Below are 26421 nucleotides of genomic sequence, written 5' to 3' on the forward strand. Positions count from 1 at the left end.
TGTTCACTGTAGGTATCCGCACGGTCGCGGTGTGTGTCGATTTAAGGATGCTTGGTGGATTCGTCGTCGGATCATCGATGCCGCGATACCGCGGCTTGGCCGTAAGCCGGCGCATCCGTCCGCATGCTCCGGCGCACGCGCCGCACCATGGCGCACACCCCCGCTTGCATATCGCCATGCAGACGCTGGGGTGTTTGAATAGGTGTGCACTGCCCGGAAGAGGGCCCGGACGTGAGACACCGCGTGCCCGCAGCGCGTACCGTCTGGTGGCCGACCGCGGCCGTGGGCGCCAGAACCCGTCGCGTCGGAGCCGGGCCCGGTGCGCGGAACATCTGGAGGGGGAGGACGTGATGAGCGTGACCGAAAGCCCTGCGGCACGGCTGCAGACGCTCTTCGAGGGGCACCGGCTCACGCCGACCCAGCGGCGTATCGCGCACAGCATGGTGCGGCGCGCCGCCGACGTGCCGTTCCTGTCGAGCGTGGAGCTGGCCGAACTCGCCGGAGTGAGCCAGCCGTCGGTCACCCGGTTCGCGGTCGCCCTCGGCTTCGACGGCTACCCGGCGCTGCGCAGGCACCTGCGTGAGGTCGCGCCGGCGGAACAGACGGCGGACCCCGGCGCGTACAACGAGTACCAGCAGGCCGTGGAGGCCGAGATCGAGAACCTGAGGCATCTGGCCGAGGTGCTGGCCGACCCGCGGCCCGTGCAGCAGGCCGGACGGATCCTCGCCGCCTCCCGCCCGCTGCCCGTGCTCGGCCTGCGGGCCGCGGCCTCCCAGGCGTACGGCTTCGCGTACTTCGCCGCCAAGGTCCATCCGGACGTACGGCTGCTGCACGAGGGCGGCACGATGCTGAACGACCGCATCGACGCGGCCGTACGGGCCGGCGCGAGCGCCCTGCTGTGCTTCGCGCTGCCCCGGCATCCGCGCGAGGTCCTCGACGCCCTCGCCTACGCCCGGGAGGCGGATCTGAGGGTGGTCACGGTCGCCGACTCGGTGTTCGCCCCGGTGGCCAAGGTCTCGGACCTGCTGCTGCCGGCCGCCGTCGGCACGGGGCTCGCCTTCGACACGGCCTGCGCGCCGATGCTGCTCGGCCGGGTCCTTCTGGAGGCGATGTGCGACGACCTGCCGGACGCGCAGGCGCGTCTGGAGGAGTTCGACACGAGGGCGGTGGCCCGGGGGCTGTTCGTGGAGTAGCCCGTTTTCAGACTCGTCTCACGTTCGCTCGTTAGCCTGCGCCACCAAGCGCTGGACCGGACAGGACGGGAGGCTGAGATGGCGCACGGGGGTCAGGGACTGGCACGGGTGGCCGTCGTCGTACGGGCCGGAGCCGCACCGCTGTGGTGGCTCGGGGTGTTCGCGGCCGGTATCGGGATCCTGGTGCCCGGAGTGACGGGACGTCGCATCGGCGTCCTGGGGGGCGCCGCGCTGTTCGTCGTGGCCGCGGCGGTGGTCGCGTACACCCGCCGCAAGCGGTACACGGCCCTCGCGCGGGGTGCCGCCCGCGCCGGCAAGTACGACGTGCTCCAGGACCGCCATGTCACCGTGCGGAGCTGGCGGCGCGGGCACCGCTGGTGGCTGCTCGCCGCCTTCGGCGCCGCGCTGGCCTGCTCCTTCGCGGTGCCCGCCACCGGCGGGATGCTGCTCGCCGGGACGGGCGCCGGGCTGTGGCTGAAGGCCGCCTGGCTCGGCCGCCGTGAGCGCGCCGACGACGCACTGCTGTGGGTGCGCGTGGACTGGCTCGGCCGCCGCGGCGGCACGCCCGCGGGCACATCGGTCAAGGGCTACCGCAGCACCGGCATCGCGGCCGGCGACGCGGCCCCCGGCGGGGCGCGCCGCCGTACCGCGGAGCTGGTGTAGCGCGGACCGGCAGCGGACGGGCCGGGCGGTCAGACCTCCAGGTCCTCCTCGATCTTCTTCAGCTGGTGGCGAGCCATCGCCAGGTTCGCGCGCTTGGCGTCGAGGACCAGGTAGAGGAACAGGCCGTTGCCGCCGCGGCCGGTGAGCAGCCGGATCAGGTGGTACTGGTCGGACAGCGTGATCAGGATGTCCTCGATCTGTCCCTTGAGCCCGAGGTGCTCCATGGTGCGCAGCTTGGCCCGGACGACATCGGTGTTGCCGGCGGCCGCGACCGTGAGGTCGAAGCTCTTGCTGCCGCCCAGCGTGCCCAGCGCCATGCCGCTCGTGTAGTCGACGAGGGCGGCCGCGGTCGCGCCCTCGATGGACGCGAGCGCTTCTTTCAGCGTGGTTTCGGTGTTGGCCATTTTCGGAGTGTGTCCTTTCAACTTTCCGTGGTGGTGCGCGCGTTCGCGGCCGAACGAGGGCTCGCGGGGGTGCGCGCGGTGCGGGTCCGCAAGGGGGCGGACCTGGTGGTGGCAGTGGTGGGGGTCCTGGCGGTGCGGGACTGCGGCGGCTCGGCCCGCAGGACGGCCTCGTCGATCAGCTCGCCGATCCGGCTGCTCGCCCGTCGGCCCTCCAGATGCAGCCGGCCGACGTTGACGCGGTCCTGGGCGAGCAGCGTGAGCACGGCGCTGCGGCCCGCCGCGTACGTGGCGACGTAGCCGTGGACGCCGCGCACGAGCAGTTCGCGGAAGTCGCCCTGTCCCGTCGCCTCCGCCAGCCGTAGGGCGACACCCAGCGCGGCGGCGGTGAGCGCGGCGACCCCTTCCGGTTCGACGCCGGCGGTGTCCTGGGCGAGGACGAGTCCGTCGACGCTGGCCGCGAGGGCACCGGTCAGTTGGGGGATACGGGTTCTCAGGCGGCGGAGTTCGTCGAGGACCTCGGGCTCCGCGTCCATCAGGGGTCTCCTCTCGGCGGGGCGTGGGCGGTCGAGCCGGTCAAAGGGCCTCCAGCGCATCCCTCAGCCTCTTCAGCAACGTGATGTGGGGGTCGGCGAACGGCGGCAGCACGTCGGCGGGCATGGGCACCCCGGCCTCCGGTGCGGGCGACGGCGCCTGTGCGGGAGGCAGCGGGCCCGGCATCGGGCCCGGGCCCGGAACCGGGTCGGGGGCCGCGAGCGGGCCCGGGGCCGGGAACGCGTCCGGCACCGGACTCGGTACCGGATCCGGAACCGGAGTTGGCAGCGGATTCGGCAACGGGCCCGGAACCGGGCTCGGTTCCGGTGCCGGACCGGGGGCCTGGTGCGGACGGGTCGTGACGGCGCCCGCCCCCGCCAGCCGCCGTACGTCGACCAGTGTGTGGAACGCCGGTCGGCCCAGCGCCCGGGAGATGTCCGCCGCTGTGCGTACTCCGTCGATCAGATCGAGCACCTCCCCCTGGCGGGGGGTGACCGCCGGGCCGGCCCGGCGGCCGGTGCGCTGGAGCGGGGCCTCGTCGATGGCCGGGTCGGGCCAGATGCGCTGCAGCAGCTCGCGGCGGCGCAGCGTCTCGCGTTCCACCCCGGCCACCGGTACCGGGTGCACCGGGCCGAGCCAGTGCGCGTCGCCGTAGCGGAAGCGGGCGGGGGCGCTGCTCGGGCCGAGGACGAAGTACGCCGCGTCGTAGAGCGCCCCCAGATGGCACAGCTCCAGGGCGCCCTCGCTGATCCGGCCGCTGTCGACCAGGAACCGTCCCACCCGCCGCCGGGTCGCCGCCTCGGCGACCGCCTCCCGCCAGCCGTTCTCGTCGAGCGCGCCGTGCGCGATGAGCAGGACGTCGAGGCCCGGGGTCGAGGGGCTCTCGGCGTACACCACCTGGCCGTCGACCAGATGGAGCAGACCGCCCTCACGCATCAGCACTCCGGTGGCCCGTTCGACGGCGAGCCGGCCGAGCATGGGGGACAGACCGCCGCTCGGGATCTGCGTGCGCTGGCGCACGGGCAGCGGGGGCGGAGGAGTAGCGACCATCGTCATCCCAGCACCAGCCGCCCGGCCATCTCGCCGAGCCGGATGCGGGCGAGGGCGAGGTTGCCTTCCGAGCGGGCCAGCCACAGATGCAGGAAGACGCTGCTGTCGAACGTCGTCGGGACGAACCGCAGCAGGTGGTAGCTGTCCCGGTTGGCGATGATCAGGTCCTCGACCGGGCAGGCGGCGTCGGACCAGTCGGCGTCCTCCTCCGGGGCGAACGCCCGGTGCTCCGCGGCCAGCCGGGCCAGCTCCGCGGCCTCCGCCGCGGTCGTCTCGTGGTCACCGCCGGGCGACTCCCCGACTGTGCCCAGCGCGAGCCCGCTGGTCCAGTCGACCACCGCGGCGCCCCTGGCACCGGGTAGTCGCATGGCTTCCAACAGGCACTCGTCGATTCCGGGCACCGTGGCTCCCCTCCCGCCTCGGGTACGGCTGAGTGACCCTGACGCTACGCAACGTGTGCGTGGGGAGTGAGGCTTCCGGCATTTTCCAGTGGAACATGCGCGGGATCGCTAAGGTAGGTCAACTGACCTTGTTTGCGAGGGCCTTGGTGTGCACCCGGCACCCCCGCGCTGACCAGCGCGGATGCGGGCGGCGCGCACCCGAGCGGGCGCCGCCCGGCGCGCTTCTCAGAGCTCCGTCAATGTGCCTACGCGCCCCCCGCCCGATTCGGCGACGATCTCCTCGACGGTCTGCGGATCCCGTACGACCGCGAACCGCGTTCCGCCGTCCGCGCCCGGCGCATAGCCGTACACCCCGGGCCGCGCCAGGGAGTTGTACGCGTAGTGGTGCGCGAAGTAGTACGCCCCGGTGTCCAGGGCCGCCACATGGTCGCCCGGCTCCAGCAGCGGCAACGGGTGCGCCGAGGCCAGCAGGTCGCCCGCGAAGCACGCCGGCCCCGCCACGTCCTGCGCCACGACGGGCCCCTCCTTGGGGTGCCCCTTGGCGTCGTACGCCGCGATCCGCAGCGGCCAGGCCCCCGGCGCGTACACCGTGCGGGTCGCGACCTGCACGCCCGCATGGGTGATCGCCACCGCCCGGCCGCCCGCGCGTTTGGCGTACTCCACCCGCGCCACCACGGTCCCGTGCTTGGCCAGCAGCGACCGCCCGAACTCCGTGACCAGTCCGTACCGCCCGTCGAACAGCCCCGGCACCGCCTCCGCCAGCAGCCGTGCGTACTGCGCGTACGTCGGGGTCGTCGTGTCCGACGCGAAGTTGACCGGCAGCCCGCCGCCGATGTCGATCGTGTCGATCTGACGGCGGCCGGTCCGCCGGTTGATCTCCTCGGCGAGCGCGTAGCACTCCGCGATGCCCCGTGCCATCAGTGAGAGCGGGACTCCCTGCGAGCCGGAGTGCGCGTGCAGCCGGGTCAGCCAGGGCCGCTCGGCATAGGCGCGGATCAGCCACTCGCGCGCCCCCTCGTCCCGTAGCGCAACGCCGAACTTGGAGGTCGCGGTCGCCGTGGACAGCGCGTCGATCGCACCCGCGCCGACCTGCGGGTTCACCCGCATCCCGAGCGGGGAGGACGTCGTCGTCTCCCGGACGAGGGCGTCGATCCGCTCCAGCTCCTGGGGGTTGTCCGCGTTCACGGCGATGCCCAGTGCCAGCGCCTCGCGCAGCTCCTGAGCCGTCTTGGCGGGGGAGTCCAGCACCGTCCGCCCCGGCTCCACCCCGGCCGCGCGGGCCAGTGCCAGTTCCCCGGGGCTCGCCACCTCGGCGCCGATGCCCGCCTCCCGCAGCAGCCGCAGCACCGGGACCAGCGGGGCCGCCTTCACCGCGAAGGCGTGCAGCACCGCCGTGCCGGGCGCGACCACCGCGCCGAAGGCCGCCCGCAGCGCCGCCGCCGAGTCGCGGATGCCGACGACGTCCAGCAGGCCGACGAGGGGCGTGCCCGGCCCCAGAAGTCCCTGCTCCACGGCGCTGCGCACGGCCTCGTCCCGGCGCGCCACCCGCTTGGCGTCGTCGGGGCGGCCGTCCTCGTGGTGGTTGTTGTGTTTCGTCCCGCTGTGCCTCATATTCACCGCGTCCCCCGTCCCGCCGTGCCTCATGTTCGCCGCGCCCCCGTTCCCCCGTGTGGCGTCCCGCGGGCGCCCTGTTCTCGGGCGTTCTCCGGTTCGAAACCCCGGCCGTCGCGGCTCTGTCTCCAGCCAAACATCCCGGTCGCTCCGGTGCTGGCGCAAGAACGTATTGACTAGTTCTATTCAGGAAGCGAGGATGTGAATAACCGCTGCAACAGTCCCCGCGCGCCCCCTTCGGGCCGCGTGCGGCCGTCCACCAGGAGGCAGACCATGTCAGGACCCCGCCCCGTCCGAGCGCCGCGTGGCACGGAACCGAGCGCCCTGGGATGGCAGCAGGAGGCCGCTCTGCGGATGCTGCAGAACAACCTCGACCCCGAGGTCGCCGAGCATCCCGACAAGCTGGTCGTCTACGGCGGCACCGGCAAGGCCGCGCGCGACTGGCGCTCCTTCGACGCGATGGTCCGCACGCTGAGGACCCTCAAGCAGGACGAGACGATGCTCGTCCAGTCCGGCCGTCCCGTCGGCGTCATGCAGACCCACGAGTGGGCGCCCCGCGTCCTCATCGCCAACTCCAACCTCGTCGGCGACTGGGCCAACTGGGAGGAGTTCCGCCGTCTGGAGGCCCTCGGCCTGACCATGTACGGGCAGATGACCGCCGGTTCATGGATCTACATCGGCACCCAGGGCATCCTCCAGGGCACCTACGAGACCTTCGCCGCCGTCGCCGCCAAGAAGTTCAACGGCACCCTCGCCGGGACGATCACCCTGACCGCCGGCCTCGGCGGCATGGGCGGAGCCCAGCCGCTCGCCGTGACGATGAACGACGGTGTCGCGATCTGCATCGACTGCGACCCGCGCGCCATCGAGCGCCGTATCGAGCACCGCTACCTGGACGTGAAGGCCGACTCCCTGGAGCACGCCCTCCAGCTGGCCGTCGAGGCGCGCGACCAGCGCAAGCCGCTGTCCATCGGCGTCCTCGGCAACGCCGCCGAGCTCGTCCCGCAGCTGCTCGCCATGAGCGCCCCCATCGACATCGTCACCGACCAGACCTCGGCCCACGACCCGCTGGCGTATCTGCCGCTCGGCGTCGACTTCGAGGACATGGCCTCCTACGCCGCCAAGGACCCGGCCGGCTTCACCACCCGCGCCCGGGAGTCGATGGCCCGGCACGTCGAGGCGATGGTCGGCTTCATGGACGCCGGCGCGGAGGTCTTCGACTACGGCAACTCGATCCGCGGCGAGGCCCAACTGGCCGGATACGACCGCGCCTTCGCCTTCCCCGGCTTCGTGCCCGCCTACATCCGGCCGCTGTTCTGCGAGGGCAAGGGCCCCTTCCGGTGGGCGGCGCTGTCCGGCGACCCGGCCGACATCGCGAAGACCGACCGGGCGATCCTCGACCTCTTCCCCGAGAACGAGTCCCTCGCCCGCTGGATCAAGATGGCCGGTGAGCGGGTCCACTTCCAGGGCCTGCCCGCCCGGATCTGCTGGCTCGGCTACGGCGAGCGGGACAAGGCCGGTGAGCGGTTCAACGACATGGTGGCGAGCGGGGAGCTGGCCGCGCCGATCGTCATCGGCCGCGACCACCTCGACTGCGGATCCGTCGCCTCGCCCTACCGCGAGACCGAGGCGATGCTCGACGGCTCCGACGCGATCGCGGACTGGCCGCTGCTCAACGCCATGGTCAACGTGGCCTCCGGCGCGTCCTGGGTGTCCATCCACCACGGCGGCGGAGTCGGCATGGGCCGGTCCATCCACGCCGGTCAGGTGACGGTGGCCGACGGCACGCAATTGGCCGGCGAGAAGATCCGCCGCGTGCTCACCAACGACCCCGGCATGGGCGTCATCCGGCATGTCGACGCGGGCTACGACATCGCGGAGTCGGTGGCCGGGGAGCGGGGCGTGCGCGTTCCGATGCGTGAAGGTGACGACGCGTGACGCACGAGGCAGCGGGACGGGACGGGGCCGTGGCGCCCCGGCCCGTCTCCGGCAGCTCCTTCCACACGATGTGGCGGGAGCTGGAACCCATCGGCCGCCACCCCGGCTCCGGCGGCTACCGGCGCTTCGCCTGGACCGGGGCCGATGGCGAGTGCCGGGCCTGGTTCGAGGAGCAGGCCCGGGCCCGGGGTCTGGTCCACGAGGTGGACCGGAACGGCAACCAGTGGGCCTGGTTCGGTGACCCCGCCGCCGGGGACGCCGTGGTCACCGGGTCCCATCTGGACTCCGTGCCCGACGGCGGCGCCTTCGACGGACCCCTCGGCGTGGTGTCCTCCTTCGCCGCCTTCGACGAACTGCGCGCCCGGGGCGTGGAGTTCGCCAGGCCCTTCGCCGTCGTCAACTTCGGGGACGAGGAGGGCGCCCGGTTCGGGCTCGCCTGCGTCGGGTCGCGGCTGACCGCCGGGCAGCTCACCGTCGAGCAGGCGCACCGGCTCACCGACGGCGACGGGATCACGCTGCCCCGCGCCATGGAGGCAGCCGGGTACGACCCCGAGGCCATCGGGCCCGACCCCGAGCGGCTCGGCCGTATCGGCGCGTTTGTCGAACTGCACGTGGAGCAGGGCAGGGCCCTGGACCTGAGCGGTGACCGCGTGGGCGTCGCCAGCGCGATCTGGCCGCACGGGCGCTGGCGGTTCGACTTCCGGGGCGAGGCCAACCACGCGGGTACGACCCGGCTCGTGGACCGCCGCGACCCCATGCTGTCGTACGCCGAGACCGTCCTCGCCGCCCGCCGGGAGGCCGAACTCGCCGGTGCCGTCGCCACCTTCGGCAAGATCGCCGTGGAGCCGAACGGCGTCAACGCCATCCCCTCCCTCGTGCGCGGCTGGCTCGACTCCCGGGCCGCCGGCCAGGAGAGCCTGGACGCCGTCGTCGCCGGCATCGAGAAGGCGGCCCGGGAGCACGCGGACGCCCACGGCATCGGGCTCGACGTCGTCCGCGAGTCCTTCACACCCGTCGTGGAGTTCGACCACGCGCTGCGCGACGAACTGGCCCGTATCCTCGGCCGGGACAGGGGCCCGGGACTGACCGTCCCCGTGCTGGGCACCGGTGCCGGACACGACGCCGGAATCCTCTCCGGCAGCATCCCCACCGCCATGCTGTTCGTGCGCAACCCCACGGGCGTCTCCCACTCCCCGGCCGAGTACGCCGCCGAGGACGACTGCCTGGCCGGGGTGACCGCACTCGCCGACGTACTGGAAGGGCTGGTCCGCAGGTGACGCAGACGTACTGGCTGGAGCACGCCTGGCTCGACCCCGTCGTCGAGCCGGGCGTCGCCCTGGAGGTCGCCGACGGCCGTATCGCCTCGGTCCGCACGGGCGTCGCCACCCCGCCGCCCGATGCCGAGATCCTGCGCGGGCTCACCCTGCCCGGGCTCGCCAACGCCCACTCGCACGCCTTCCACCGCGCCCTGCGCTCCGCGGTCCAGGTGGGCTCCGGCACCTTCTGGACCTGGCGGGAGGCGATGTACGCGTTCGCCGACCGGCTCACCCCCGAGACGTACCACGCGCTCGCCCGCGCGGTGTACGCGGAGATGGCGCTGGCCGGGATCACCGCCGTAGGCGAGTTCCACTACGTCCACCACGCCCCCGACGGCACCCCGTACGCCGACCCCAACGCCATGGGCGAGGCCCTCATCGACGCCGCCGCCGAGGCCGGCATCCGCATCACCCTCCTCGACACGGCCTATCTGTCCTCCGGCTTCGGACAGCCGCCCAACGCCCACCAGCGCCGCTTCTCCGACGGCACCGCCGAGGCCTGGGCCGAACGCTGTTCAGTTCTCAAGGAACGGGAGCACGCGCGGATCGGCGCGGCCATCCACTCCGTACGGGCCGTGCCCGCCGACCAGTTGGCGACCGTGGCGCGGTGGGCGGAGGAGCGGCGGGCCCCGCTGCATGTCCATCTGTCCGAGCAGACGGCGGAGAACGACGCCTGCCGGCAGGCCCACGGCCGCACCCCGACCCGCCTCCTCGCCGACCACGGCGTGCTCGGACCGCGCACCACCGGCGTCCACAACACCCATCTCACGGACGAGGACATCCGGCTGATCGGCTCCACCTCCACCGGCACCTGTATGTGCCCGACCACCGAGCGGGACCTCGCGGACGGCATCGGCCCGGCCGTGGCCCTGCAGGCGGCCGGCTCCCCGCTCTCGCTGGGCTCCGACAGCCATGCCGTCATCGACCTGTTCGAGGAGGCGCGCGCCATGGAGCTCAACGAGCGGCTGCGCACCCGCACCCGCGGCCACTGGACGGCGGCGGCGCTGCTGCGGGCCGCCTCCGCCGACGGGCATGCCGCGCTCGGCTGGCAGGACGCGGGCGTCCTGGAGGCCGACGCGCCCGCCGACTTCACGACGATCGCGCTCGACTCGGTCAGGACCGCGGGACCGCTGCCGCGGCTGGGCGCCGAGACGGCCGTATTCGCCGCGACGGCCGCGGATGTGCGCCATACGGTCGTGGGCGGACGCCATGTCGTCCGCGACGGGGCGCACACCCGCGTACCGGACGTGCCGCGGGCGCTGGCGGACGCCGTCGAAGCCCTGCGCGCCTGACGCCCCCCACCGGCCCGGCCACCCACGAGGAACCCATGAGCAGCAGCACGGTCATCACCAACATCGCCAGCCTGGTCACCAACGACCCCTCCCTCGGTGACACCTCTCCCCTCGGTCTGATCCGTGACGCGGCCGTCGTCGTCGACGGCGACCGCGTCGCGTGGATCGGTGAGTCAAGCAAAGCACCGGCCACTGACAACCGGGTCGACGCCGGCGGCCGGGCGGTGATCCCGGGCTTCGTGGACTCCCACTCGCACCTCGTCTTCGCGGGCGACCGCACCGAGGAGTTCAACGCCCGCATGTCGGGCCGCGGCTACTCGGCGGGCGGCATCCGCACGACCGTCGCGGCGACCCGCGCCGCGACGGACGCGGAGCTGGAGGCCGGCCTCGTCCGCTACCTCGCCGAGGCCCTCCGCCAGGGCACCACCACCTTCGAGACGAAGTCCGGCTACGGCCTCACCGTCCAGGACGAGGCGCGCGCCCTGCGCATCGCCTCCGCGCACACGGACGAGGTCACCTACCTCGGCGCGCACATCGTCTCCCCGGACTACGCCGACGACCCCGCCGCCTACGTGGCCCTGGTCACCGGCGAGATGCTCGACGCCTGCGCCCCCCACGCCCGGTGGATCGACGTGTTCTGCGAGAAGGGCGCCTTCGACGGCGACCAGGCCCGGGCGATCCTCACCGCGGGCAAGGCGAAGGGCCTGCACCCGCGCATCCACGCCAACCAGCTGTCGTACGGCCCCGGTGTGCAGCTCGCCGTCGAACTCGGCGCGGCCAGCGCCGACCACTGCACCCATCTCACGGACGCCGACGTGGACGCGCTGGCCGCCGGCCGCACGGTCGCCACGCTGCTGCCGGGCGCCGAGTTCTCCACCCGGGCGCAGTGGCCCGACGCCCGCCGGCTGCTCGACGCGGGTGTCACGGTGGCCCTGTCCACGGACTGCAACCCGGGGTCGTCCTTCACGTCCTCCGTGCCCTTCTGCATCGCGCTGGCCGTCCGGGACATGGGGATGACCCCGGACGAGGCCGTCTGGTCCGCCACGGCGGGCGGAGCGCAGGCCCTGCGGCGAACGGACATCGGCCGGCTCACCCCGGGCGCGTACGCGGACCTGGCGCTCCTCGACGCCCCGAGCCATGTCCATCTGGCCTACCGGCCGGGCGTACCGCTCGTCACCGGTGTGTGGCGGCGCGGCGTCCGGGTCGTCTGACCGTCAGCTCGCGCCCGCCCGCCACCGCTGGTCCGCGTCCCCGGTCAGCGACGACAGCGACAGGCCGTAGTCGTCGGCGGTGAGCGCGGTGTCGTAGTCGATGGCCGGGCTGATCACACCGTCGCCGTCCACGCTGAACCTGAGGTTCCGGCCGTTGCGGCTGTAGACCGAGTCGCACGTCCAGATCCCGACGCCTCTGTCCGTCGAGCCGCGGCTGTCCAGGCAGTAGTCGGGATCGGCGTACGACTGCAGGACGTCGCGGTCGGAGTCGACGCGCCAGCGCTGGCTGGGGGAGGACGTGCAGGCCACGATGGCCACGTCCGTGCCGTCGTCGAAGTCCCCGGCGACGTCCAGGCACAGGCCCGAGGCGACGTTCACCACCTGCGCGAAGGTGCCGTTCGGCGCGTGTGTCGGGACGGGGCGCGGGGTCGGCTTGGGGGACGGCTTCGGCTGCGCCGTCCTCGACGGTGTGGGACTCGGGGTCGGGGAGGGGGACGCGGAGGTCCGGGAGGGCTTCGGCTTCGGCGGGGGCGCCGAGACCGTCGCCGTCACCGTGACCGGCGGCGGGCCCACGGGTGCCGGGGTCGCGGCGGTCTGGACGGAGTGCCGCTGCGGCGCGTTGCCGGACGCGACCAGGAACAGCAGCAGCGGGACGAGGGCCACGCCGAGGCCCGCCGAGGCCAGGGCCAGCCGGCGGGAGTGCGGCCAGGCGGCCGTGGCCGCCCGGGGCCGGGCCGGGGGTTCGGTCTCGCGGCGGGTGACATAGGCCGCGCCGCCCCAGGGCAGCAGGCCCTCCGCGAGTGCCGTGCGGGGTTGGTCGCGCAGGGCGGACAGCTCCTCGAACGCGGCCGTGCAGTGCGGGCAGTGCGCCATGTGGGCGTGCAGATCGCTGCTGTAGCGCGGGTTGTCCGGCCGTACGGACTCCTCGATCAGCCGCCGGAAGTCCGCGCACTGCGGGTCGGGGGAGGCGGCCAGCCGGGATCTGAGGGACGCCTGGGCGAGGGCCGCCAGCGCCTGCGGGATGCCGTGGTCGACGTCGTCGCGGGTCAGGCCGAGGAGGACCGCCGTGCGGTCCTCGGGTTCCCGCTCCACGACCCCGTACCAGAGGAGCCCTTGGGAGCGGGACGGCAGGAACTGGTACGCGGCCAGCATCGGCGGGACGGGACCGTCGCCTTCCGTCGGTCCGAGGGCCACCAGGAAGGCGGGGTCGAGACCGCCCGCCCGCTCGTCGCGGGCCCAGGCGGCGGCCAGCCGCGCGGTCAGCAGCAGGAGCTGGTGCCTGAGCGGGACACCGGGGTCGTTGCCGCGTGCCGTCGCCCGGGCCGCGAGGGTGAACGCCTGTGCGGCGAGCTGCCGTGCCGACGACTCGCTCGTCGTGCACAGGCGGGCGTACCGGAGCACGGACGGCCGGTGCCGCGCGCGCACCTCCTGCAGTGCCGGGTAGACGTCGGGCGCCTTGGCCTGCAGCAACTCGGTGAGCTGCCCGTCGGACGCGTCCGCGTGCACCCCGCCTGTGGCCTCGACGTCGTTGTCGGTCCCGTCGGCCCGGGCCATCCACCTGCCTCCTCGCGCCCTGGCGGCCATCCGCCGTGTTGCTGACGAACCAGCCAGTTTGGTGGGTGACCATAGTGGTGGAAGAGCACTCCTGTGGAAAGGGGTGTCCCGGGGTAACTCAAGGGGTGCTGCCGGGGCCGCCCTGCGGCAACCCCCCTCCTCATGGGCGGGGTTGCCGCAGAGCGGCCTCGTTCACTCCTCGACCGTGAGTCCCTTGCGCAGCCGTACCAGTGTCCGGGACAGCAGGCGCGAGACATGCATCTGCGAGATGCCCAGCTCCTCGCCGATCTCCGACTGCGTCATGTTGGCCACGAAGCGCAGCGACAGGATCTGCCGGTCCCGGGGCGGCAGTTCGGCGATCAGCGGCTTCAACGACTCGACGTACTCGACGCCTTCGAGTTCGTGGTCCTCGTATCCGATACGGTCCGCGAGCGCGCCCTCGGACTCGTCCTCCTCCGGCTGTGCGTCCAGGGAGCTCGCCGTGTAGGCGTTGGAGGCGGTCATGCCCTCGACGACCTCGTCCCGCGACAGGCCGAGGCGCTCAGCCAGTTCCGTCGCGGTGGGCGCGCGGTCGAGCTGCTGGGCGAGCTCGTCGCCCGCCTTCGCCAGATCCAGGCGGAGTTCCTGGAGCCGTCGCGGGACGCGCACGGACCACGAGGTGTCACGGAAGAAGCGCTTGATCTCGCCGATGATCGTCGGCATCGCGAAGGTGGGGAACTCCACCCCGCGGCTGAACTCGAAGCGGTCGATGGCCTTGATCAGACCGATCGTGCCGACCTGGATGATGTCCTCCATCGGCTCGCTGCGGGAGCGGAAGCGGGAGGCGGCGAACTTGACCAGGGCCAGGTTGAGCTCGACGAGGGTGTTGCGGACGTAGGAGTACTCGTGCGTGCCCTCCTCGAGCGACTCCAGCCGTTCGAAGAGCGTCTTGGACAGGGCCCGCGCGTCCATGGCCCCCACCTCGTCGTACGGGGGGATCTCCGGGAGATCGACCGGACCGCGCTGCGTGGGGATGCGGTCGGAGTGTGCCGGGGCGGTTGTGGGGTACTCGTCCGGTCGTACCGGAGAGGGCGCCGACGTCGCCCTCCGGGTCTGCGATGCGTCGAGCCGGGGTGACATGAATGTCCTCCATCGTTCTCGGCGTATGGCCGCCGATGCCTGTACGTGCACTGCGGTGTGCGGCGCCTCCGAAGCCGGCCGTGGTCGTACGGGTGTCTCTACTAGCCCTACCCGCTTTCGTCGGCCGCCCGCAAGTGCGTTTCATTGAGAAATGTCCGCTTTAGTGGGGTTGTTCGGGTGTCGGGAAGCGCAAGGAAGGCGTAGTGTTCGAGGGCGTCCATCAATAGCGACGACGTCGGGAGAGACACGGCATGGACCGCGGGACGGTCGGCAGCGCACAGTCGGGCCGGCTTCTGGTCGAGGTGCGACAAGAGGGTACGAGTGCCGTCGTGACTCCGGCGGGTGAGCTGGATCACCACACCGCCGATCTGTTGCGCGAACCGCTCGAGAACTGCCTCGGGAAGGGTTTCGCGCGCCTGGTCGTGGACTGCTCGCGGCTGGAGTTCTGCGACTCCACGGGGCTGAACGTACTGCTCGCCGCCCGGCTGAAGGCCGAGGCCGCGGGCGGTGGGATCCATCTGGCCGGGATGCAGCCGGTGGTGGCTCGTGTGTTCGAGATCACCGGTGCGGATGCCGTCTTCACCGTTCATGACACGTTGGACGCGGCCCTGTCCGAGTAGCGCGGTGTGCACGCCCGCGCCCTGGGACGTCCCCGTGTGACCGATGCGTTACAGGTGTCACAGGTTCCGGCCGAATCCGTGGGTGTTCCGGCGGTCCGGTCGGGCAGGAGACATGCTGAGCGCGTCGGCGGCCCGGCGGAGGGGCGCAGGGAGAGACCCGCGCGCAGCTTGAGTGACAACCGGTGGCAACGCCGTACATCCCTGTACAGAGACTTCAATCGTGAACTGGTGAATCGGTGAGGTGAAGCGCTGATGAGCACCACCCGGCCCTGCTCGCCGGGCGACCGCGGACCCGAGCCCGACGGCGCTTCCGGAACGCCCGCGCAGGAGCCGCCCGCCGAGGGCGCCGCGTCCGGCGTGCCCGGCGAGGGGGCGCCGGACCGCACCCGGCAGGCCCGCAGGCTGAGCTTCGAGGGCCAGAGCGGCGTCGTACCGCTCGCCCGCGACTTCACCCGCCAGGCGCTGTACGCATGGGGCTGGCTGCCCGCCGCCACCGCCGACCAGCGGGCCGCCGCCGAGGATGTGCTGCTCGTCGTCTCCGAACTCGTCACCAACGCGTGTCTGCACGCCGAGGGCCCGCAGGAACTGCGGATCGCCTGCGACAACAAGGTGCTGCGCGTCGAGGTCGCCGACCACGGCCCGGGACAGCCCGCCCCGCGCACCCCGCACCGCGCCGGGCGCCCCGGCGGCCACGGGATGTTCATCGTGCAGCGGCTCTGTCTGGACTGGGGGGTCGTGCGCACGCCCGGCCTGGCGGGCAAGACCGTGTGGGCGGAGCTGGGCGCCCCCGCCTGACCGCGCCTCAGGGACGCACCGTCGGTGCGAACCCTCTCCGTACGGCACGAGCACCTCACACGGACAGCACAGGCACCTCACTCGATACGCGCCGGATCGCCACAGATCCGGCGCGCACTGTGTCTTCCCTCCACAAGGTGCCGGGCGTACCTTGACGGCCCATCTGATGTACCGTCAGGAATGAGGGGACCGTGTCGTACCCCAAGCGAACCGCCGCCCTCGCGTCCGCCGCGGCCCTGGCCGGCTCGGCGGTGCTGCTGGCCGCGCCGGCGGCCCGGGCCGATGTCGTCGACGTCAACTACCGCTGCCAGACGCCGATCGGCGTCAAGACCGCCGTGTCGCCCATCGACATCAAGGGCGTCAGAAGCGGCGGCGGCTACAAGATCACCATGTCCTGGCAGAAGGGCGTCTCCTCCAGCCCGGTCGAACTGGGCGAGGGCGCGATGAACCCGAGCGCCACCATCGTGCTGGGCGGTGCCGACAGCGGCACCATGACGGTGACCGGCCCCGCCAACCAGGCGGCGATCCCCGCGAACACCCCCATCAAGGTCAACGACCTCAGCGGCACCTACACACCGAAGAAGGCCGGCAAGGTCACCTTCACCGCGGGCGTGCTGACCATCAAGGCGCTCGGCACGACCACCACCTGCTCGCCGACCAACAGCCCGGGCGCGTCCCTGCGCCTGGACGTCACCGCCGCGGGCGGCGGCTCCTCCGGCTCCGCCCCGAGCGGCACGGACGTGGGCGGGCAGCTCCCGCGGACCGGCCCCGACGACTCCGTCATCGCGCTCGGCACCCTCGGCGGCACGGTCCTGCTGGCGGGCACGGCGGGGGCGCTGTGGCTGACCCGCCGTCAGACGGCTCGCCACTGACCGCACGGCCCACGGCGCGGTCGTACGACGTCGGGGGTGCCGCCGTCCGCCGGAACCGGGACCGGTGGAACTGTTCTGCAACAAGGCCGAGTTGACGGGAGCGGTGAGGTGAAGCGGAGTGTCTCGGCGCTGGCTGCGCTGCTCACGCTCGCTCCGGCGGCCCTGGCGGCGCCCGCCCGGGCCGCCGCCGGACCGGCCGTCGGCCTGTCGGCCTCCCAGGGCGGATCGGGCGGTTCGATCACCGTGACCGGCAGCGGCTGGCGGCCCGAGGCCCTGCTCACGATCCTGATCTGCGGACAGTCCGTGCCCTCCCGCGGGGTGACCGGCGGCACCGGCTCCTGCGCCAACGCCGACGGGCGGGCCGTCACCACCGACGCACGGGGGACGTTCCGCCGGAGGCTCCCGGTCGCCGAACCGCCCGTGCCCTGCCCCTGCGTGGTCCACGTCGCCACGGTCACCGGGGCCGCGGCGGAGACCGACGCGGCCTTCCAGGTCGCCGGGCACGCGGTGGAGCCACTGCCCCCAGAGTCCGTCTCCGGACGCCTGTCGTTGTTGACGGACACACGGCTCGACGGCACCGACGGCCTGCTGACCCGGTTCGGCGCGCCGGCGTTCCGCACGCTCGTGTTCACCGTCGGCAACGCCGGCCCCTCGCCGGTGAAGGACCCGGTCTTCCGGGTCGGCACCTCGCACGGGGTGTTCGCCCCGCAGTGGGACGAGCAGCAGTGGCACGGCACCCTCGCACCCGGCGGCCGGGCGCGCATCGCCCTGCCGGTGGAGCTGCCGGCGGGTGCCCACGGTGACTACACGGTCTCCCTGGAGTACGGCGGAAGGGTCCTCGCCGAGCAGCCGTGGGGCGTGGACCGCCCCTGGGGCGTCATCGTCTTCTGGATCCTGGCCTGCGTGGTCGTGCCGACCGCCGTGTTCCGGCTGGGCATGGCCGTCGTGGACCGGGTCCGGCCGCGCGGACCGGAGGCCCGGCGGGCCCGCCGCCCCGGTCCACGACTGCCGGGGCTCGTCCGGCGTCCGCCGAGGCCGGGCCTCTCCCGGCCGGACCCCGCGCCCCGCACCGCCGCGGCCCTGCCCTGGTTCACTCCGGACACGGACCGGGGGAGCGCGACGGAGGCGGACGCCCCGTAGGACGGCGAAGGGCCGCCGCACCCGACGGGTACGGCGGCCCTTCGAAAGCTCAGGACGGGCGTCAGTGAATGTCGCCCATGAGCTCCTTGACCTTCTTGCGGTACATCCACACCGCGACACCGGCGACCACGGCGACCGCGGCCTCCAGGGTGACGATGCCCGTGGTGTTCAGGTCGACGCCCGCGATGGAGAGCAGACCGGTCGTAGCGTCACCGGCGGTGACGGCCAGGAACCAGACACCCATCATCTGGGAGGCGTACTTGGCCGGCGCCATCTTCGTGGTGACGGAGAGGCCGACCGGGGAGAGCGTCAGCTCACCGACGGTCTGCACGAAGTAGATCGCGACGAGCCACATCGCCGCGGCCTTGTGACCGCCGTCCGCGATCCTCAGCGGGGCGAGGAACAGGAAGAAGGAGGCACCGATCAGGACCAGACCGGAGGCGAACTTCACCGTCGTGCCCGGCTCCTTGCCGCGACGGTTCAGTGCCAGCCACATCCAGGCGAAGACGGGGGCCAGCGCCATGATCATGACCGGGTTGACCGACTGGTACCAGGAGACGGGGAAGTTCCAGCCGAAGATCGTGTTCTTGGCCGAGGAGTCGGCGAAGATCGACAGGGTCGAGCCGCCCTGGTCGTAGATCATCCAGAACACGGCCGCGGCGACGAAGAACCAGATGTAGGCGGTCATCTTGGACTGCTCGACGCGGTCCAGGTCCTTGTCCCGCTTGATCCGCGCGATGACCAGGATCGGAATGACCAGACCGGCGACGGTGATCGGGACCAGCAGCCAGTTCAGGGTGTAGACACCGGAGAAGCCGACGATCGCGTAGAACACGACCGCGATGGCCGCCCACAGCGCCGACTTGCGCAGCGTCGAGGCCTTCTCCGCCGCGCTCAGCGGCGTCGGGACCTCCTTCGAGCGCTCGCTCAGGTGACGGCCGCCGAGCAGGTACTGGCCGAGGCCGAGCGCCATGCCGAGCGCGGCGAGCGCGAAGCCCAGGTGCCAGTTGACGTTCTCGCCGACGGTGCCGATGACCAGCGGCGCGGCGAAGGCGCCCAGGTTGATGCCGACGTAGAAGATCGTGAAGCCACCGTCGCGGCGCGCGTCGTCCGGGCCGTTGTAGAGGTGGCCGACCATCGTCGAGATGTTGGCCTTCAGCAGACCCGAGCCGATGGCGACGAGGCCGAGGCCGGCGTAGAAGGTGCCCGCGGACGGCAGGGCCAGCGTGAGGTGGCCCAGCATGATGATGAAGCCCGACACGGCGACCGTCTTGCGCGGGCCGAGGACACGGTCGGCGAACCAACCGCCCGGCAGCGCGAGCAGGTACACGAGCGACACGTACACCGAGTAGATCGCGGTCGCGGTGGCCGCGTTCAGGTGCAGGCCGCCAGGAGCGACCAGGTACAGCGGGAGGAGGGCCCTCATGCCGTAGTAGGAGAACCTCTCCCACATCTCGGTCATGAAGAGGGTGGCCAGTCCGCGGGGGTGGCCGAAGAAGGTCTTCTCGGTTCCGGGTGTGCCCGGGTGGACCGAGTCCTTCGTCAGGCTGGACGCCATGGTCGTTCCTTGCTGGTCGGGGCGCGCTGCCGTGGGGGACCCTCATGCTCGGGCGGAGCCGAGAGCTCAAGGGGCATGCACACCCGGTATGGGCGGCCGGCACCGGCTGGACCGCTCGCCCACCCCACGCCCACGGGGTGTCCACTCCGGATCACGGAGCGGCGGACGACGGCCACCGGGATCCACACCCTGAGCGCGTGCATGCGCCCGGGGCCCGGCCCTGGGTCATTCCTTCCAAGACTGGTGAGAACCAGCCCGCACGACAAAAAGACCTTCAGCGTCGAGTGCCCGCCAAAGGTCCCTGATGGTGCTAGAGGCGTTTCGGTCACCCTACGACATGACAGTGCCGGATATGGAAGGACTTGAGACCGGGATCACAGGCAATATCGGAACCCCGGATGTTCATTCGAAGGTCTCTGCCAGGATGACACCCCGAAGCCGCAGGCGCGAATGCGCTCCGTAATCAAGGCGGGGGCCGCCGGATGATGGCAGCCGAAGGTAAGAACGCCGGTGCGCCGGTCACACCCGCGATCACACCTTTGCTCAGGTCGCGGGCGGACTACCATCACCCCATGACCCGTGTACTGCTCGCCGAGGACGACGCGTCCATCTCGGAGCCGCTGGCCCGTGCCCTCCGCCGGGAGGGATACGAGGTCGAAGTGCGCGAGGACGGACCCACCGCGCTCGACGCCGGAATGCAGGGCGGCGTCGACCTGGTCGTGCTGGACCTCGGACTGCCCGGCATGGACGGCCTGGAGGTGGCCCGCCGGCTGCGCGCCGAGGGCCACACCGTCCCCATCCTCATCCTGACCGCACGGGCCGACGAGGTGGACACCGTCGTCGGTCTCGACGCGGGCGCCGACGACTATGTCACCAAGCCCTTCCGGCTCGCCGAACTGCTGGCCCGCGTGCGGGCCCTGCTGCGGCGCGGCGCCACCGAGCCCGCGCAGCCGCCCGCCACGCACGGGGTGCGCATCGACGTCGAGTCCCACCGCGCGTGGATGGGCGACGAGGAGCTGCAGCTCACGGCGAAGGAGTTCGACCTGCTGCGGGTCCTGGTCCGGGACGCGGGCCGGGTCGTCACGCGCGACCAGCTGATGCGGGAGGTCTGGGACACCACGTGGTGGTCGTCCACGAAGACCCTCGACATGCACATCTCCTGGCTGCGCAAGAAGCTGGGCGACGACGCGGCGAACCCTCGGTACATCGCCACGGTGCGGGGAGTGGGCTTCCGCTTCGAGAAGAACTAGTGCCCTGACAGGGGCACTGACAGCTGCCGCCGGGCACCGCCGGAGCGGCGGGACGCGGCGCGCGTGGCTACGCGCGTCATCCCGCCACGGCCGCGCCCACGACGGCCGAGCCGTACGGCGGCACGGCTCGCCGCCCGCGAAGGCCGCCGCCCCTAGTGCTGCGACCGGAAAGGTTCGCCGGCTCGCGACGCCCGGCACGGCACCTCGCCGCGTCGTCGCATCGCCCGAGTACGTCCAGTACGCGGGCGATGCTCGCGCCTTGCGAGGCTCCCCCGCTGCCTGAAAGGCGTGGGGGCACCCCCAGCACCGGACGCCGCGAGCTGTCCGGCAAACCTTCCCGGCCACAGCACTAGCGGGGTGCCGGCGTGTCCGGGGCACACTGGTCGTCGTAAAGCCATCGCCCGGAGGGCCCCGTGCGTCGTCGTCTCATCCAGTCCACCCTCGCCGTCGTCCTCGTCGTGATCGCCGTCTTCGGGGTCTCCCTCGTGATCGTCGAGACCCGGACGATCAGCAACAGCGCTCAGGAACGCGTCGACTCCGAGGCACTGCGGCTCGCGAGCATCGTGGACAGCCGGCTCCTCGGCCACGAGAAGGTCAACCGCGAGGTCTTCGAGGCCCAGGTCACCGGGGACCGCTACGCGGTCGTCGACATCCCCGGCCAGGCCCACATCCAGATCGGCGCCAAACCGGCCGGTGACGTCATCCACTCCACGGCCGAGGGCGAGCAGGGCGAGAGCGTACGGGTCGAGGAGCCCCGCTCCGCCGTGACCCGCGAGGTCGGCCGCACGCTGCTGATCATCGCGCTGGTGGCGCTGCTCGCGATCATCGCCGCGGTGCTGCTCGCCGTGCGCCAGGCCAACCGCCTTGCCTCCCCGCTCACCGACCTCGCGGAGACCGCGGAGCGCCTCGGCTCCGGCGATCCCCGCCCGCGCCACAAGCGGTACGGCGTCCCCGAGCTGGACCGGGTCGCCGATGTCCTCGACGCCTCCGCCGAGCGGATCGGGCGCATGCTGACGGCCGAGCGGCGGCTCGCCGCCGACGCCTCCCACCAGCTGCGCACGCCGCTCACCGCCCTGTCGATGCGGCTGGAGGAGATCACCCTCACGGATGACCCCGACACCGTGAAGGAGGAGGCGACCATCGCGCTGACGCAGGTGGAGCGGCTCACGGACGTGGTGGAACGGCTGCTCACGAACGCCCGCGACCCCCGCACCGGCTCGGCCGTCTCCTTCGACCTGGACGAGGTCATCCAGCAGCAGCTCGCCGAGTGGCGCCCCGCCTACCGCAGCGCGGGACGGGCGATCGTCAGCTCGGGCAAGCGGCATCTGCGGGCCGTGGGCACACCGGGCGCGGTCGCGCAGGTGCTGGCCGCCCTGATCGAGAACTCCCTCATGCACGGCGGCGGCACGGTGGCGCTGCGCACCCGTGTCACCGGCAACCAGGCCGTCGTGGAGGTCACCGACGAGGGGCCGGGCGTCCCGCCGGAGCTGGGCTCCCGCATCTTCGAGCGCACGATCAGCGGCCGCAACTCCACGGGCATCGGCCTCGCGGTGGCCCGGGACCTCGCGGAGGCCGACGGAGGCCGGCTGGAGATGCTCCAGGCCAAGCCCCCGGTCTTCGGCCTGTTCCTGTCCCGCACCCCGCTCAGGATGCCCCCGCCGGACGACGAACCGGAGCCGACGGTGAGGTGAGCCGCGAGGCCCGAGCTCAGCGGTTGATGCGCTGGTCCTTGTCCGCCTGCTCGAGTATCGACTCGGCGCCCGCCACGGCCTCCCCGGCCGGCATCGTCCGGAAGACCCACGAGCGGTACGACCAGAAGCGGAACAGGGTGCCGAGGCCGATGCCGAGGAACTTGAAGATGTTGCTCTGCAGCGGGGTGTCCCAGCCGAACCCGTACGTCGCCGCGTACAGCACGCCGTTCTCGATCAGCAGGCCCGCGGCGCTGAACAGCAGGAACAGCCCCACCTCGCGGGTGCGGCCGTTCTTGTCCCGGTCCCGGTAGGTGAAGTAGCGGAACCCGATGTAGTTGAAGACGATCGCGACGACCGTGGCGATGACACTCGCCCGGACCACCTGCAGACCGGTGACGTTGCGCACCAGGTTGAACACCAGCAGGTTGACGAGCAGCCCCGCGCCGCCGACCGCCCCGAACTTGGCGATCTCGCGCATCATCTGCTCGACCTGCCGGCGCACCGCGCCTCGGGGTTTGTCCTGCAGGCCCGTGGAACCACTGCCCATGGTGTTGCCAGCCCCCGTCGGGTCGGTCGTATCGGTCGTTGACAGCGGCCGGACGCATCCGTCGGATGGGTCGATCGGATGCATCGGTCCGTCGCATCGGCCGGTCGGCACGGCGCGCCGAGCGGTACCGTCAACCCCGCCATGCTAACCAGGCGGCCGTGGACGACGCCCGTGGACGAGTACATGAGGACGGAAAGAATGCCCGGCGAGGGACGGAATCCGGCCTCGTTGGCGCGGCCGATACCCTAGGGGCGTGACGTTCCCGGTAGTCGGCATGGTCGGCGGTGGCCAGCTCGCTCGTATGACACACGAGGCGGGCATCCCGCTCGGCATCAGGTTCAAGCTCCTCAGTGACACCCCCCAGGACTCCGCGGCGCAGGTCGTCCATGACGTGGTCATCGGCGACTACCGCGATCTGGACACGCTGCGTGCCTTCGCGCGGGGCTGCGACGTGATCACGTTCGATCACGAACATGTGCCCACCGAGCATCTGCGGGCCCTGGAGGCGGACGGCATCCCCGTGCGCCCCGGCCCGGACGCGCTCGTGCACGCGCAGGACAAGGGCGTGATGCGGGCGAAGCTCGACGCGATCGGGGTGCCGTGCCCACGGCACCGGATCGTGAGCGACCCGGCGGACGTGGCCGCGTTCGCCGCGGAGGGCGACGGCTTCCCGGTCGTCCTGAAGACCGTCCGCGGTGGCTACGACGGCAAGGGCGTGTGGGTCGTACGGTCGGCCGAGGAGGCCGCCGAGCCGTTCCGCGCCGGTGTGCCCGTGCTCGCCGAGGAGAAGGTCGACTTCGTCCGGGAGCTGGCCGCCAACGTCGTACGCTCGCCGCACGGTCAGGCCGTGGCCTACCCCGTGGTGGAGTCGCAGCAGGTCAACGGGGTCTGTGACACCGTGATCGCCCCCGCCCCCGGCCTGGCCGAGGAACTGGCGCTCAAGGCCGAGGAACTGGCCCTGCGGATCGCCAAGGAACTCGGTGTCGTCGGGCACCTCGCCGTCGAGCTCTTCCAGACGCGCGACGGCCGCATCCTCGTCAACGAGCTGGCGATGCGCCCGCACAACTCCGGCCACTGGAGCCAGGACGGCGCGATCACCTCGCAGTTCGCCAACCATGTACGGGCGGTCCTCGACCTCCCGCTCGGCGACCCCCGCCCCCGCGCCCGATGGACCGTCATGGTCAACGTCCTCGGCGGCGACTACCCCGACATGTACTCCGCGTACCTGCACTGCATGGCCCGCGACCCTCAGTTGAAGATCCACATGTACGGCAAGGACGTGAAGCCGGGCCGTAAGGTGGGCCACGTCAACACCTACGGCGACGACCTCGACGACGTGCTGGAGCGCGCCCGTCACGCTGCCGGCTATCTGAGAGGGACGATCACGGAATGAGCCCGGTCGTAGGCATTGTCATGGGGTCGGACTCCGACTGGCCCGTCATGGAGGGCGCCGCCAAGGCCCTCGACGAGTTCGAGATCGCCTACGAGGTCGACGTCGTCTCCGCGCACCGGATGCCGCGCGAGATGATCACCTACGGCGAGCACGCCGCGGACCGCGGTCTGAAGGTGATCATCGCCGGTGCCGGCGGTGCCGCCCATCTGCCGGGCATGCTGGCCTCCGTCACCCCGCTGCCGGTCATCGGCGTCCCCGTCCCGCTGAAGTACCTCGACGGCATGGACTCGCTGCTGTCGATCGTGCAGATGCCGGCCGGCGTGCCCGTCGCCACGGTCTCGGTGGGCGGTGCCCGCAACGCCGGTCTGCTCGCGGCCCGCATCCTCGCCGCGCACGACGAGGAACTCCTCGGCAAAATGCGGGACTTCCAGCACGACCTGAACGACCAGGCCACCGAGAAGGGCAAGCGGCTGCGCGCCAAGGTCGACGGATCGGCCGCCGGATTCGGCTTCGGCACGGGGAAGTGACCGCCATGAGCAGCTCACTCGAAGCGGCGCGCGAACTCCTGCGCGTGTTCCCGGTCGTCGACGGGCACAACGACCTGCCCTGGGCCCTGCGCGAACAGGTCCGCTACGACCTCGACGCCCGTGACATCGCCACCCACCAGAACGCCCATCTGCACACCGACATCCCGCGGTTGCGCGAGGGCGGCGTCGGTGCGCAGTACTGGTCGGTGTACGTCCGCTCCGACCTGCCCGACGCGGTCCCGGCGACCCTCGAACAGATCGACTGCGTACGTCAGTTGATAGTACGTCACCCGGACGACCTGCGTGCGGCGTCGACCGCCGCCGACATGGAGGCGGCGCGCGCGGAGGGCCGTATCGCCTCCCTGATGGGTGCGGAGGGCGGCCACTCCATCGCGAACTCCCTCGGCACCCTGCGCGGGCTGTACGAGCTGGGCGTGCGCTATATGACGCTCACGCACAACGACAACGTCGCGTGGGCGGACTCGGCGACCGACGCGCCGGTGGCCGGCGGTCTCACCCGGTTCGGCCGCGAGGTCGTCCGCGAGATGAACCGCCTCGGCATGCTCGTCGACCTCTCGCACGTCGCCGCGACGACCATGCGGGACGCGCTGGACACGACGGACGCCCCGGTGATCTTCTCGCACTCCTCCGCCCGTGCGGTGTGCGACCACCCGCGCAACATCCCCGACGACGTCCTGGAACGCCTCCCCGCCAACGGCGGTGTGGCGATGGTGACGTTCGTGCCGAAGTTCGTCCTCCAGGCGGCCGTCGACTGGACGGCGGCGGCGGACGAGAACATGCGGGCGCACGGCTTCCACCACCTCGACACCACCGCCGAGGCGATGAAGGTGCACCACGCCTTCGAGGAGCGCAACCCGCGCCCGATCGCCACGGCCGCGACGGTCGCCGACCACCTGGACCACATGCGCGAGGTGGCGGGCGTCGACCATCTCGGCATCGGCGGCGACTACGACGGCACCGCGTTCACGCCGGACGGCCTGAACGATGTCTCCGGCTACCCGAACCTGGTCGCGGAACTGCTGGACCGCGGCTGGTCGACCGCCGACCTGGCCAAGCTGACCTGGCAGAACTCCGTACGGGTGCTGGGCGCGGCCGAGGACGTGGCCCGCGACCTGAAGGGGCGCCGGGGTCCGTCGAACGCGACGCTGGAGGAACTGGACAGCTGAGACGAGGGGGCGCCGCGACCGCCGGCGCCCCTGTTCGTCCGTCAGGTGAAATCCGCGTAGGCCAGGTGCTGTGCGCAGCTGCGGCAGCGGAACAGATACGCGGTGGGCTGGCCGTCGGCGTCCAGCGACGCGAAGAACGTCTCGCCCAGCGTCTCGCGCAGGCTCTGCGCGGCCTCCGGATGGTCCGCCAGCTCCTTGGCGCCCGCGCGGCCCAGATACGCCGCCGCGTCCCCGCAGTGCGTCAGCCAGCGCTCCTGCTGCCAGCCGGCGAAGCCCGGCGTGCGCCGTTCCACGGTACGCACCACCGACTTCGGCGCCTCGCCCGTCACCTCTGTGAACTGCGCCCCGAACCGCTCCGCCGCGCTGCCGTCGGCGATGCACCAGGGGCACAGCTCGGCGCGGATGTCCGCCACCGCGTACACGGGTCCCACGTACACATATCCGCGCCGCAGCCCGCAGCACAGACACTCCGTGTCCCCGGCGACCACCGCACCGGTGGCCAGGGGGTCCGGGTGGTACGGAAAGGACGGCAGCTCGGCCGTCGCCGGATCACTCATG

25 protein-coding genes are annotated in these 26421 nt (G+C 72.1%); 15 read left to right on the forward strand and 10 right to left on the reverse strand.

The features are described 5' to 3' along the window. The first annotated feature begins 350 nt into the window (after positions 1-350). Together ACFYX0_RS11070 and ACFYX0_RS11075 are read left to right on the forward strand one after the other, a co-directional pair. Positions 351-1193 (forward strand): MurR/RpiR family transcriptional regulator, encoded by an 843-nt coding sequence (locus ACFYX0_RS11070; RefSeq protein ID WP_388969101.1) that lies wholly within the window; start codon positions 351-353, stop codon positions 1191-1193. A gap of 78 nt (positions 1194-1271) precedes the next feature. Then, the gene (locus ACFYX0_RS11075; RefSeq protein WP_388969104.1) at positions 1272-1856 is read left to right on the forward strand and encodes a hypothetical protein; all 585 of its coding nucleotides are present in this window, start codon (positions 1272-1274) and stop codon (positions 1854-1856) included. A 29-nt stretch (positions 1857-1885) separates the two neighbouring features. Here the strand turns inward: ACFYX0_RS11075 and ACFYX0_RS11080 are convergent, their stop codons facing one another. The 5 genes from ACFYX0_RS11080 to ACFYX0_RS11100 all read right to left on the reverse strand — a co-directional run bounded on the left by ACFYX0_RS11080 (position 1886) and on the right by ACFYX0_RS11100 (position 5853). After that, on the reverse strand, positions 1886-2260 hold the full coding sequence (locus ACFYX0_RS11080; protein WP_355911532.1) for a hypothetical protein: 375 nt from the start codon (positions 2258-2260) through the stop codon (positions 1886-1888). A gap of 17 nt (positions 2261-2277) precedes the next feature. Continuing rightward, a complete protein-coding gene (locus tag ACFYX0_RS11085; RefSeq protein ID WP_355911535.1) occupies positions 2278-2793 on the reverse strand; it encodes a roadblock/LC7 domain-containing protein in 516 nt (171 codons plus the stop codon). 40 nt (positions 2794-2833) lie between these two features. Then, positions 2834-3847 carry a hypothetical protein gene (locus tag ACFYX0_RS11090; protein WP_388969107.1) on the reverse strand — a complete coding sequence of 338 codons (1014 nt, stop codon included), beginning with the start codon at positions 3845-3847 and terminating at the stop codon, positions 2834-2836. Then, positions 3844-4242, reverse strand: coding sequence for a hypothetical protein (locus ACFYX0_RS11095; protein WP_311700364.1), 399 nt, complete (start codon positions 4240-4242; stop codon positions 3844-3846). Before ACFYX0_RS11095 ends, ACFYX0_RS11090 begins: the two co-directional genes overlap by 4 nt. Positions 4243-4467: 225 nt before the next feature. Further along, positions 4468-5853: a diaminopimelate decarboxylase gene (locus ACFYX0_RS11100; RefSeq protein ID WP_388969109.1), complete on the reverse strand. Its 1386-nt coding sequence runs from the start codon at positions 5851-5853 to the stop codon at positions 4468-4470. 273 nt (positions 5854-6126) lie between these two features. Here ACFYX0_RS11100 and hutU point away from each other — a divergent pair, with 273 nt between their 5' ends. From hutU to hutI, 4 genes are all read left to right on the forward strand, one after another. After that, positions 6127-7791, forward strand: coding sequence for a urocanate hydratase (gene hutU, locus ACFYX0_RS11105; protein WP_355911546.1), 1665 nt, complete (start codon positions 6127-6129; stop codon positions 7789-7791). Positions 7792-7859: 68 nt separating this feature from the next. Beyond that, positions 7860-9068, forward strand: coding sequence for an allantoate amidohydrolase (locus ACFYX0_RS11110; RefSeq protein ID WP_355911675.1), 1209 nt, complete (start codon positions 7860-7862; stop codon positions 9066-9068). After that, complete coding sequence (locus ACFYX0_RS11115) at positions 9065-10399, forward strand: formimidoylglutamate deiminase (protein WP_388969112.1); 1335 nt, start codon at positions 9065-9067, stop codon at positions 10397-10399. The genes ACFYX0_RS11110 and ACFYX0_RS11115 overlap by 4 nt, the downstream gene beginning before the upstream one ends. A gap of 35 nt (positions 10400-10434) precedes the next feature. After that, positions 10435-11610: an imidazolonepropionase gene (hutI, locus tag ACFYX0_RS11120; protein ID WP_388969115.1), complete on the forward strand. Its 1176-nt coding sequence runs from the start codon at positions 10435-10437 to the stop codon at positions 11608-11610. Between the two features lie 3 nt (positions 11611-11613). Here hutI and ACFYX0_RS11125 read toward each other — a convergent pair whose 3' ends face one another. Both ACFYX0_RS11125 and ACFYX0_RS11130 read right to left on the reverse strand, forming a co-directional pair. Next, on the reverse strand, positions 11614-13164 hold the full coding sequence (locus ACFYX0_RS11125) for an RICIN domain-containing protein (RefSeq protein ID WP_388969118.1): 1551 nt from the start codon (positions 13162-13164) through the stop codon (positions 11614-11616). Positions 13165-13356: 192 nt separating this feature from the next. Next, complete coding sequence (locus ACFYX0_RS11130; RefSeq protein WP_388969121.1) at positions 13357-14283, reverse strand: RNA polymerase sigma factor SigF; 927 nt, start codon at positions 14281-14283, stop codon at positions 13357-13359. Positions 14284-14534: 251 nt separating this feature from the next. On the opposite strand from ACFYX0_RS11130, the gene ACFYX0_RS11135 reads away from it, so the two are divergent. From ACFYX0_RS11135 to ACFYX0_RS11150, 4 genes are all read left to right on the forward strand, one after another. Beyond that, positions 14535-14903, forward strand: coding sequence for an STAS domain-containing protein (locus tag ACFYX0_RS11135; RefSeq protein ID WP_311700371.1), 369 nt, complete (start codon positions 14535-14537; stop codon positions 14901-14903). Positions 14904-15155: 252 nt separating this feature from the next. Next, positions 15156-15698 (forward strand): ATP-binding protein, encoded by a 543-nt coding sequence (locus tag ACFYX0_RS11140; protein ID WP_388969124.1) that lies wholly within the window; start codon positions 15156-15158, stop codon positions 15696-15698. A 191-nt stretch (positions 15699-15889) separates the two neighbouring features. Beyond that, the gene (locus ACFYX0_RS11145; RefSeq protein ID WP_388969127.1) at positions 15890-16570 is read left to right on the forward strand and encodes a peptidase; all 681 of its coding nucleotides are present in this window, start codon (positions 15890-15892) and stop codon (positions 16568-16570) included. A gap of 108 nt (positions 16571-16678) precedes the next feature. Then, positions 16679-17710, forward strand: coding sequence for a hypothetical protein (locus tag ACFYX0_RS11150; protein WP_388969130.1), 1032 nt, complete (start codon positions 16679-16681; stop codon positions 17708-17710). A gap of 61 nt (positions 17711-17771) precedes the next feature. On the opposite strand, the gene ACFYX0_RS11155 is transcribed toward ACFYX0_RS11150, so the two are convergent. Beyond that, positions 17772-19268 carry an oligopeptide:H+ symporter gene (locus tag ACFYX0_RS11155; protein WP_388969133.1) on the reverse strand — a complete coding sequence of 499 codons (1497 nt, stop codon included), beginning with the start codon at positions 19266-19268 and terminating at the stop codon, positions 17772-17774. 572 nt (positions 19269-19840) lie between these two features. Between ACFYX0_RS11155 and ACFYX0_RS11160 the strand changes: the two genes are divergently transcribed. Together ACFYX0_RS11160 and ACFYX0_RS11165 are read left to right on the forward strand one after the other, a co-directional pair. Beyond that, on the forward strand, positions 19841-20518 hold the full coding sequence (locus ACFYX0_RS11160) for a response regulator transcription factor (RefSeq protein WP_086747411.1): 678 nt from the start codon (positions 19841-19843) through the stop codon (positions 20516-20518). A gap of 413 nt (positions 20519-20931) precedes the next feature. Further along, positions 20932-22209 (forward strand): ATP-binding protein, encoded by a 1278-nt coding sequence (locus ACFYX0_RS11165; protein ID WP_388969136.1) that lies wholly within the window; start codon positions 20932-20934, stop codon positions 22207-22209. 16 nt (positions 22210-22225) lie between these two features. Here the strand turns inward: ACFYX0_RS11165 and ACFYX0_RS11170 are convergent, their stop codons facing one another. Further along, positions 22226-22756 (reverse strand): GtrA family protein, encoded by a 531-nt coding sequence (locus ACFYX0_RS11170; protein WP_355911579.1) that lies wholly within the window; start codon positions 22754-22756, stop codon positions 22226-22228. Between the two features lie 253 nt (positions 22757-23009). Between ACFYX0_RS11170 and ACFYX0_RS11175 the strand changes: the two genes are divergently transcribed. From ACFYX0_RS11175 to ACFYX0_RS11185, 3 genes are read left to right on the forward strand one after another with little or no spacing between them, the layout of a single operon-like run. Further along, positions 23010-24149, forward strand: coding sequence for a 5-(carboxyamino)imidazole ribonucleotide synthase (locus tag ACFYX0_RS11175; protein WP_311700378.1), 1140 nt, complete (start codon positions 23010-23012; stop codon positions 24147-24149). Then, complete coding sequence (purE, locus tag ACFYX0_RS11180; RefSeq protein WP_355911585.1) at positions 24146-24676, forward strand: 5-(carboxyamino)imidazole ribonucleotide mutase; 531 nt, start codon at positions 24146-24148, stop codon at positions 24674-24676. The genes ACFYX0_RS11175 and purE overlap by 4 nt, the downstream gene beginning before the upstream one ends. Positions 24677-24681: 5 nt before the next feature. Next, positions 24682-25863 (forward strand): dipeptidase, encoded by a 1182-nt coding sequence (locus tag ACFYX0_RS11185; RefSeq protein WP_388969139.1) that lies wholly within the window; start codon positions 24682-24684, stop codon positions 25861-25863. A 41-nt stretch (positions 25864-25904) separates the two neighbouring features. Here the strand turns inward: ACFYX0_RS11185 and ACFYX0_RS11190 are convergent, their stop codons facing one another. Then, positions 25905-26420: a CbrC family protein gene (locus ACFYX0_RS11190; RefSeq protein ID WP_388969142.1), complete on the reverse strand. Its 516-nt coding sequence runs from the start codon at positions 26418-26420 to the stop codon at positions 25905-25907. Position 26421 lies beyond the last annotated feature (1 nt).

This window comes from Streptomyces sp. NPDC002573 (assembly GCF_042889625.1).
GTDB lineage: Bacteria > Actinomycetota > Actinomycetes > Streptomycetales > Streptomycetaceae > Streptomyces > Streptomyces gibsoniae.

Coding starts and splice junctions, on each gene's coding strand:
- ACFYX0_RS11070 (WP_388969101.1), top strand. CDS start 351: ATGAGCGTGACCGAAAGCCCTGCGGCACGGCTGCAGACGCTCTTCGAG.
- ACFYX0_RS11075 (WP_388969104.1), top strand. CDS start 1,272: ATGGCGCACGGGGGTCAGGGACTGGCACGGGTGGCCGTCGTCGTACGG.
- ACFYX0_RS11080 (WP_355911532.1), bottom strand. CDS start 2,260: ATGGCCAACACCGAAACCACGCTGAAAGAAGCGCTCGCGTCCATCGAG.
- ACFYX0_RS11085 (WP_355911535.1), bottom strand. CDS start 2,793: ATGGACGCGGAGCCCGAGGTCCTCGACGAACTCCGCCGCCTGAGAACC.
- ACFYX0_RS11090 (WP_388969107.1), bottom strand. CDS start 3,847: ATGACGATGGTCGCTACTCCTCCGCCCCCGCTGCCCGTGCGCCAGCGC.
- ACFYX0_RS11100 (WP_388969109.1), bottom strand. CDS start 5,853: ATGAGGCACAGCGGGACGAAACACAACAACCACCACGAGGACGGCCGC.
- hutU (WP_355911546.1), top strand. CDS start 6,127: ATGTCAGGACCCCGCCCCGTCCGAGCGCCGCGTGGCACGGAACCGAGC.
- ACFYX0_RS11110 (WP_355911675.1), top strand. CDS start 7,860: ATGTGGCGGGAGCTGGAACCCATCGGCCGCCACCCCGGCTCCGGCGGC.
- hutI (WP_388969115.1), top strand. CDS start 10,435: ATGAGCAGCAGCACGGTCATCACCAACATCGCCAGCCTGGTCACCAAC.
- ACFYX0_RS11125 (WP_388969118.1), bottom strand. CDS start 13,164: ATGGCCCGGGCCGACGGGACCGACAACGACGTCGAGGCCACAGGCGGG.
- ACFYX0_RS11130 (WP_388969121.1), bottom strand. CDS start 14,283: ATGTCACCCCGGCTCGACGCATCGCAGACCCGGAGGGCGACGTCGGCG.
- ACFYX0_RS11135 (WP_311700371.1), top strand. CDS start 14,535: ATGGACCGCGGGACGGTCGGCAGCGCACAGTCGGGCCGGCTTCTGGTC.
- ACFYX0_RS11140 (WP_388969124.1), top strand. CDS start 15,156: ATGAGCACCACCCGGCCCTGCTCGCCGGGCGACCGCGGACCCGAGCCC.
- ACFYX0_RS11155 (WP_388969133.1), bottom strand. CDS start 19,268: ATGGCGTCCAGCCTGACGAAGGACTCGGTCCACCCGGGCACACCCGGA.
- ACFYX0_RS11160 (WP_086747411.1), top strand. CDS start 19,841: ATGACCCGTGTACTGCTCGCCGAGGACGACGCGTCCATCTCGGAGCCG.
- ACFYX0_RS11170 (WP_355911579.1), bottom strand. CDS start 22,756: ATGGGCAGTGGTTCCACGGGCCTGCAGGACAAACCCCGAGGCGCGGTG.
- purE (WP_355911585.1), top strand. CDS start 24,146: ATGAGCCCGGTCGTAGGCATTGTCATGGGGTCGGACTCCGACTGGCCC.
- ACFYX0_RS11185 (WP_388969139.1), top strand. CDS start 24,682: ATGAGCAGCTCACTCGAAGCGGCGCGCGAACTCCTGCGCGTGTTCCCG.
- ACFYX0_RS11190 (WP_388969142.1), bottom strand. CDS start 26,420: ATGAGTGATCCGGCGACGGCCGAGCTGCCGTCCTTTCCGTACCACCCG.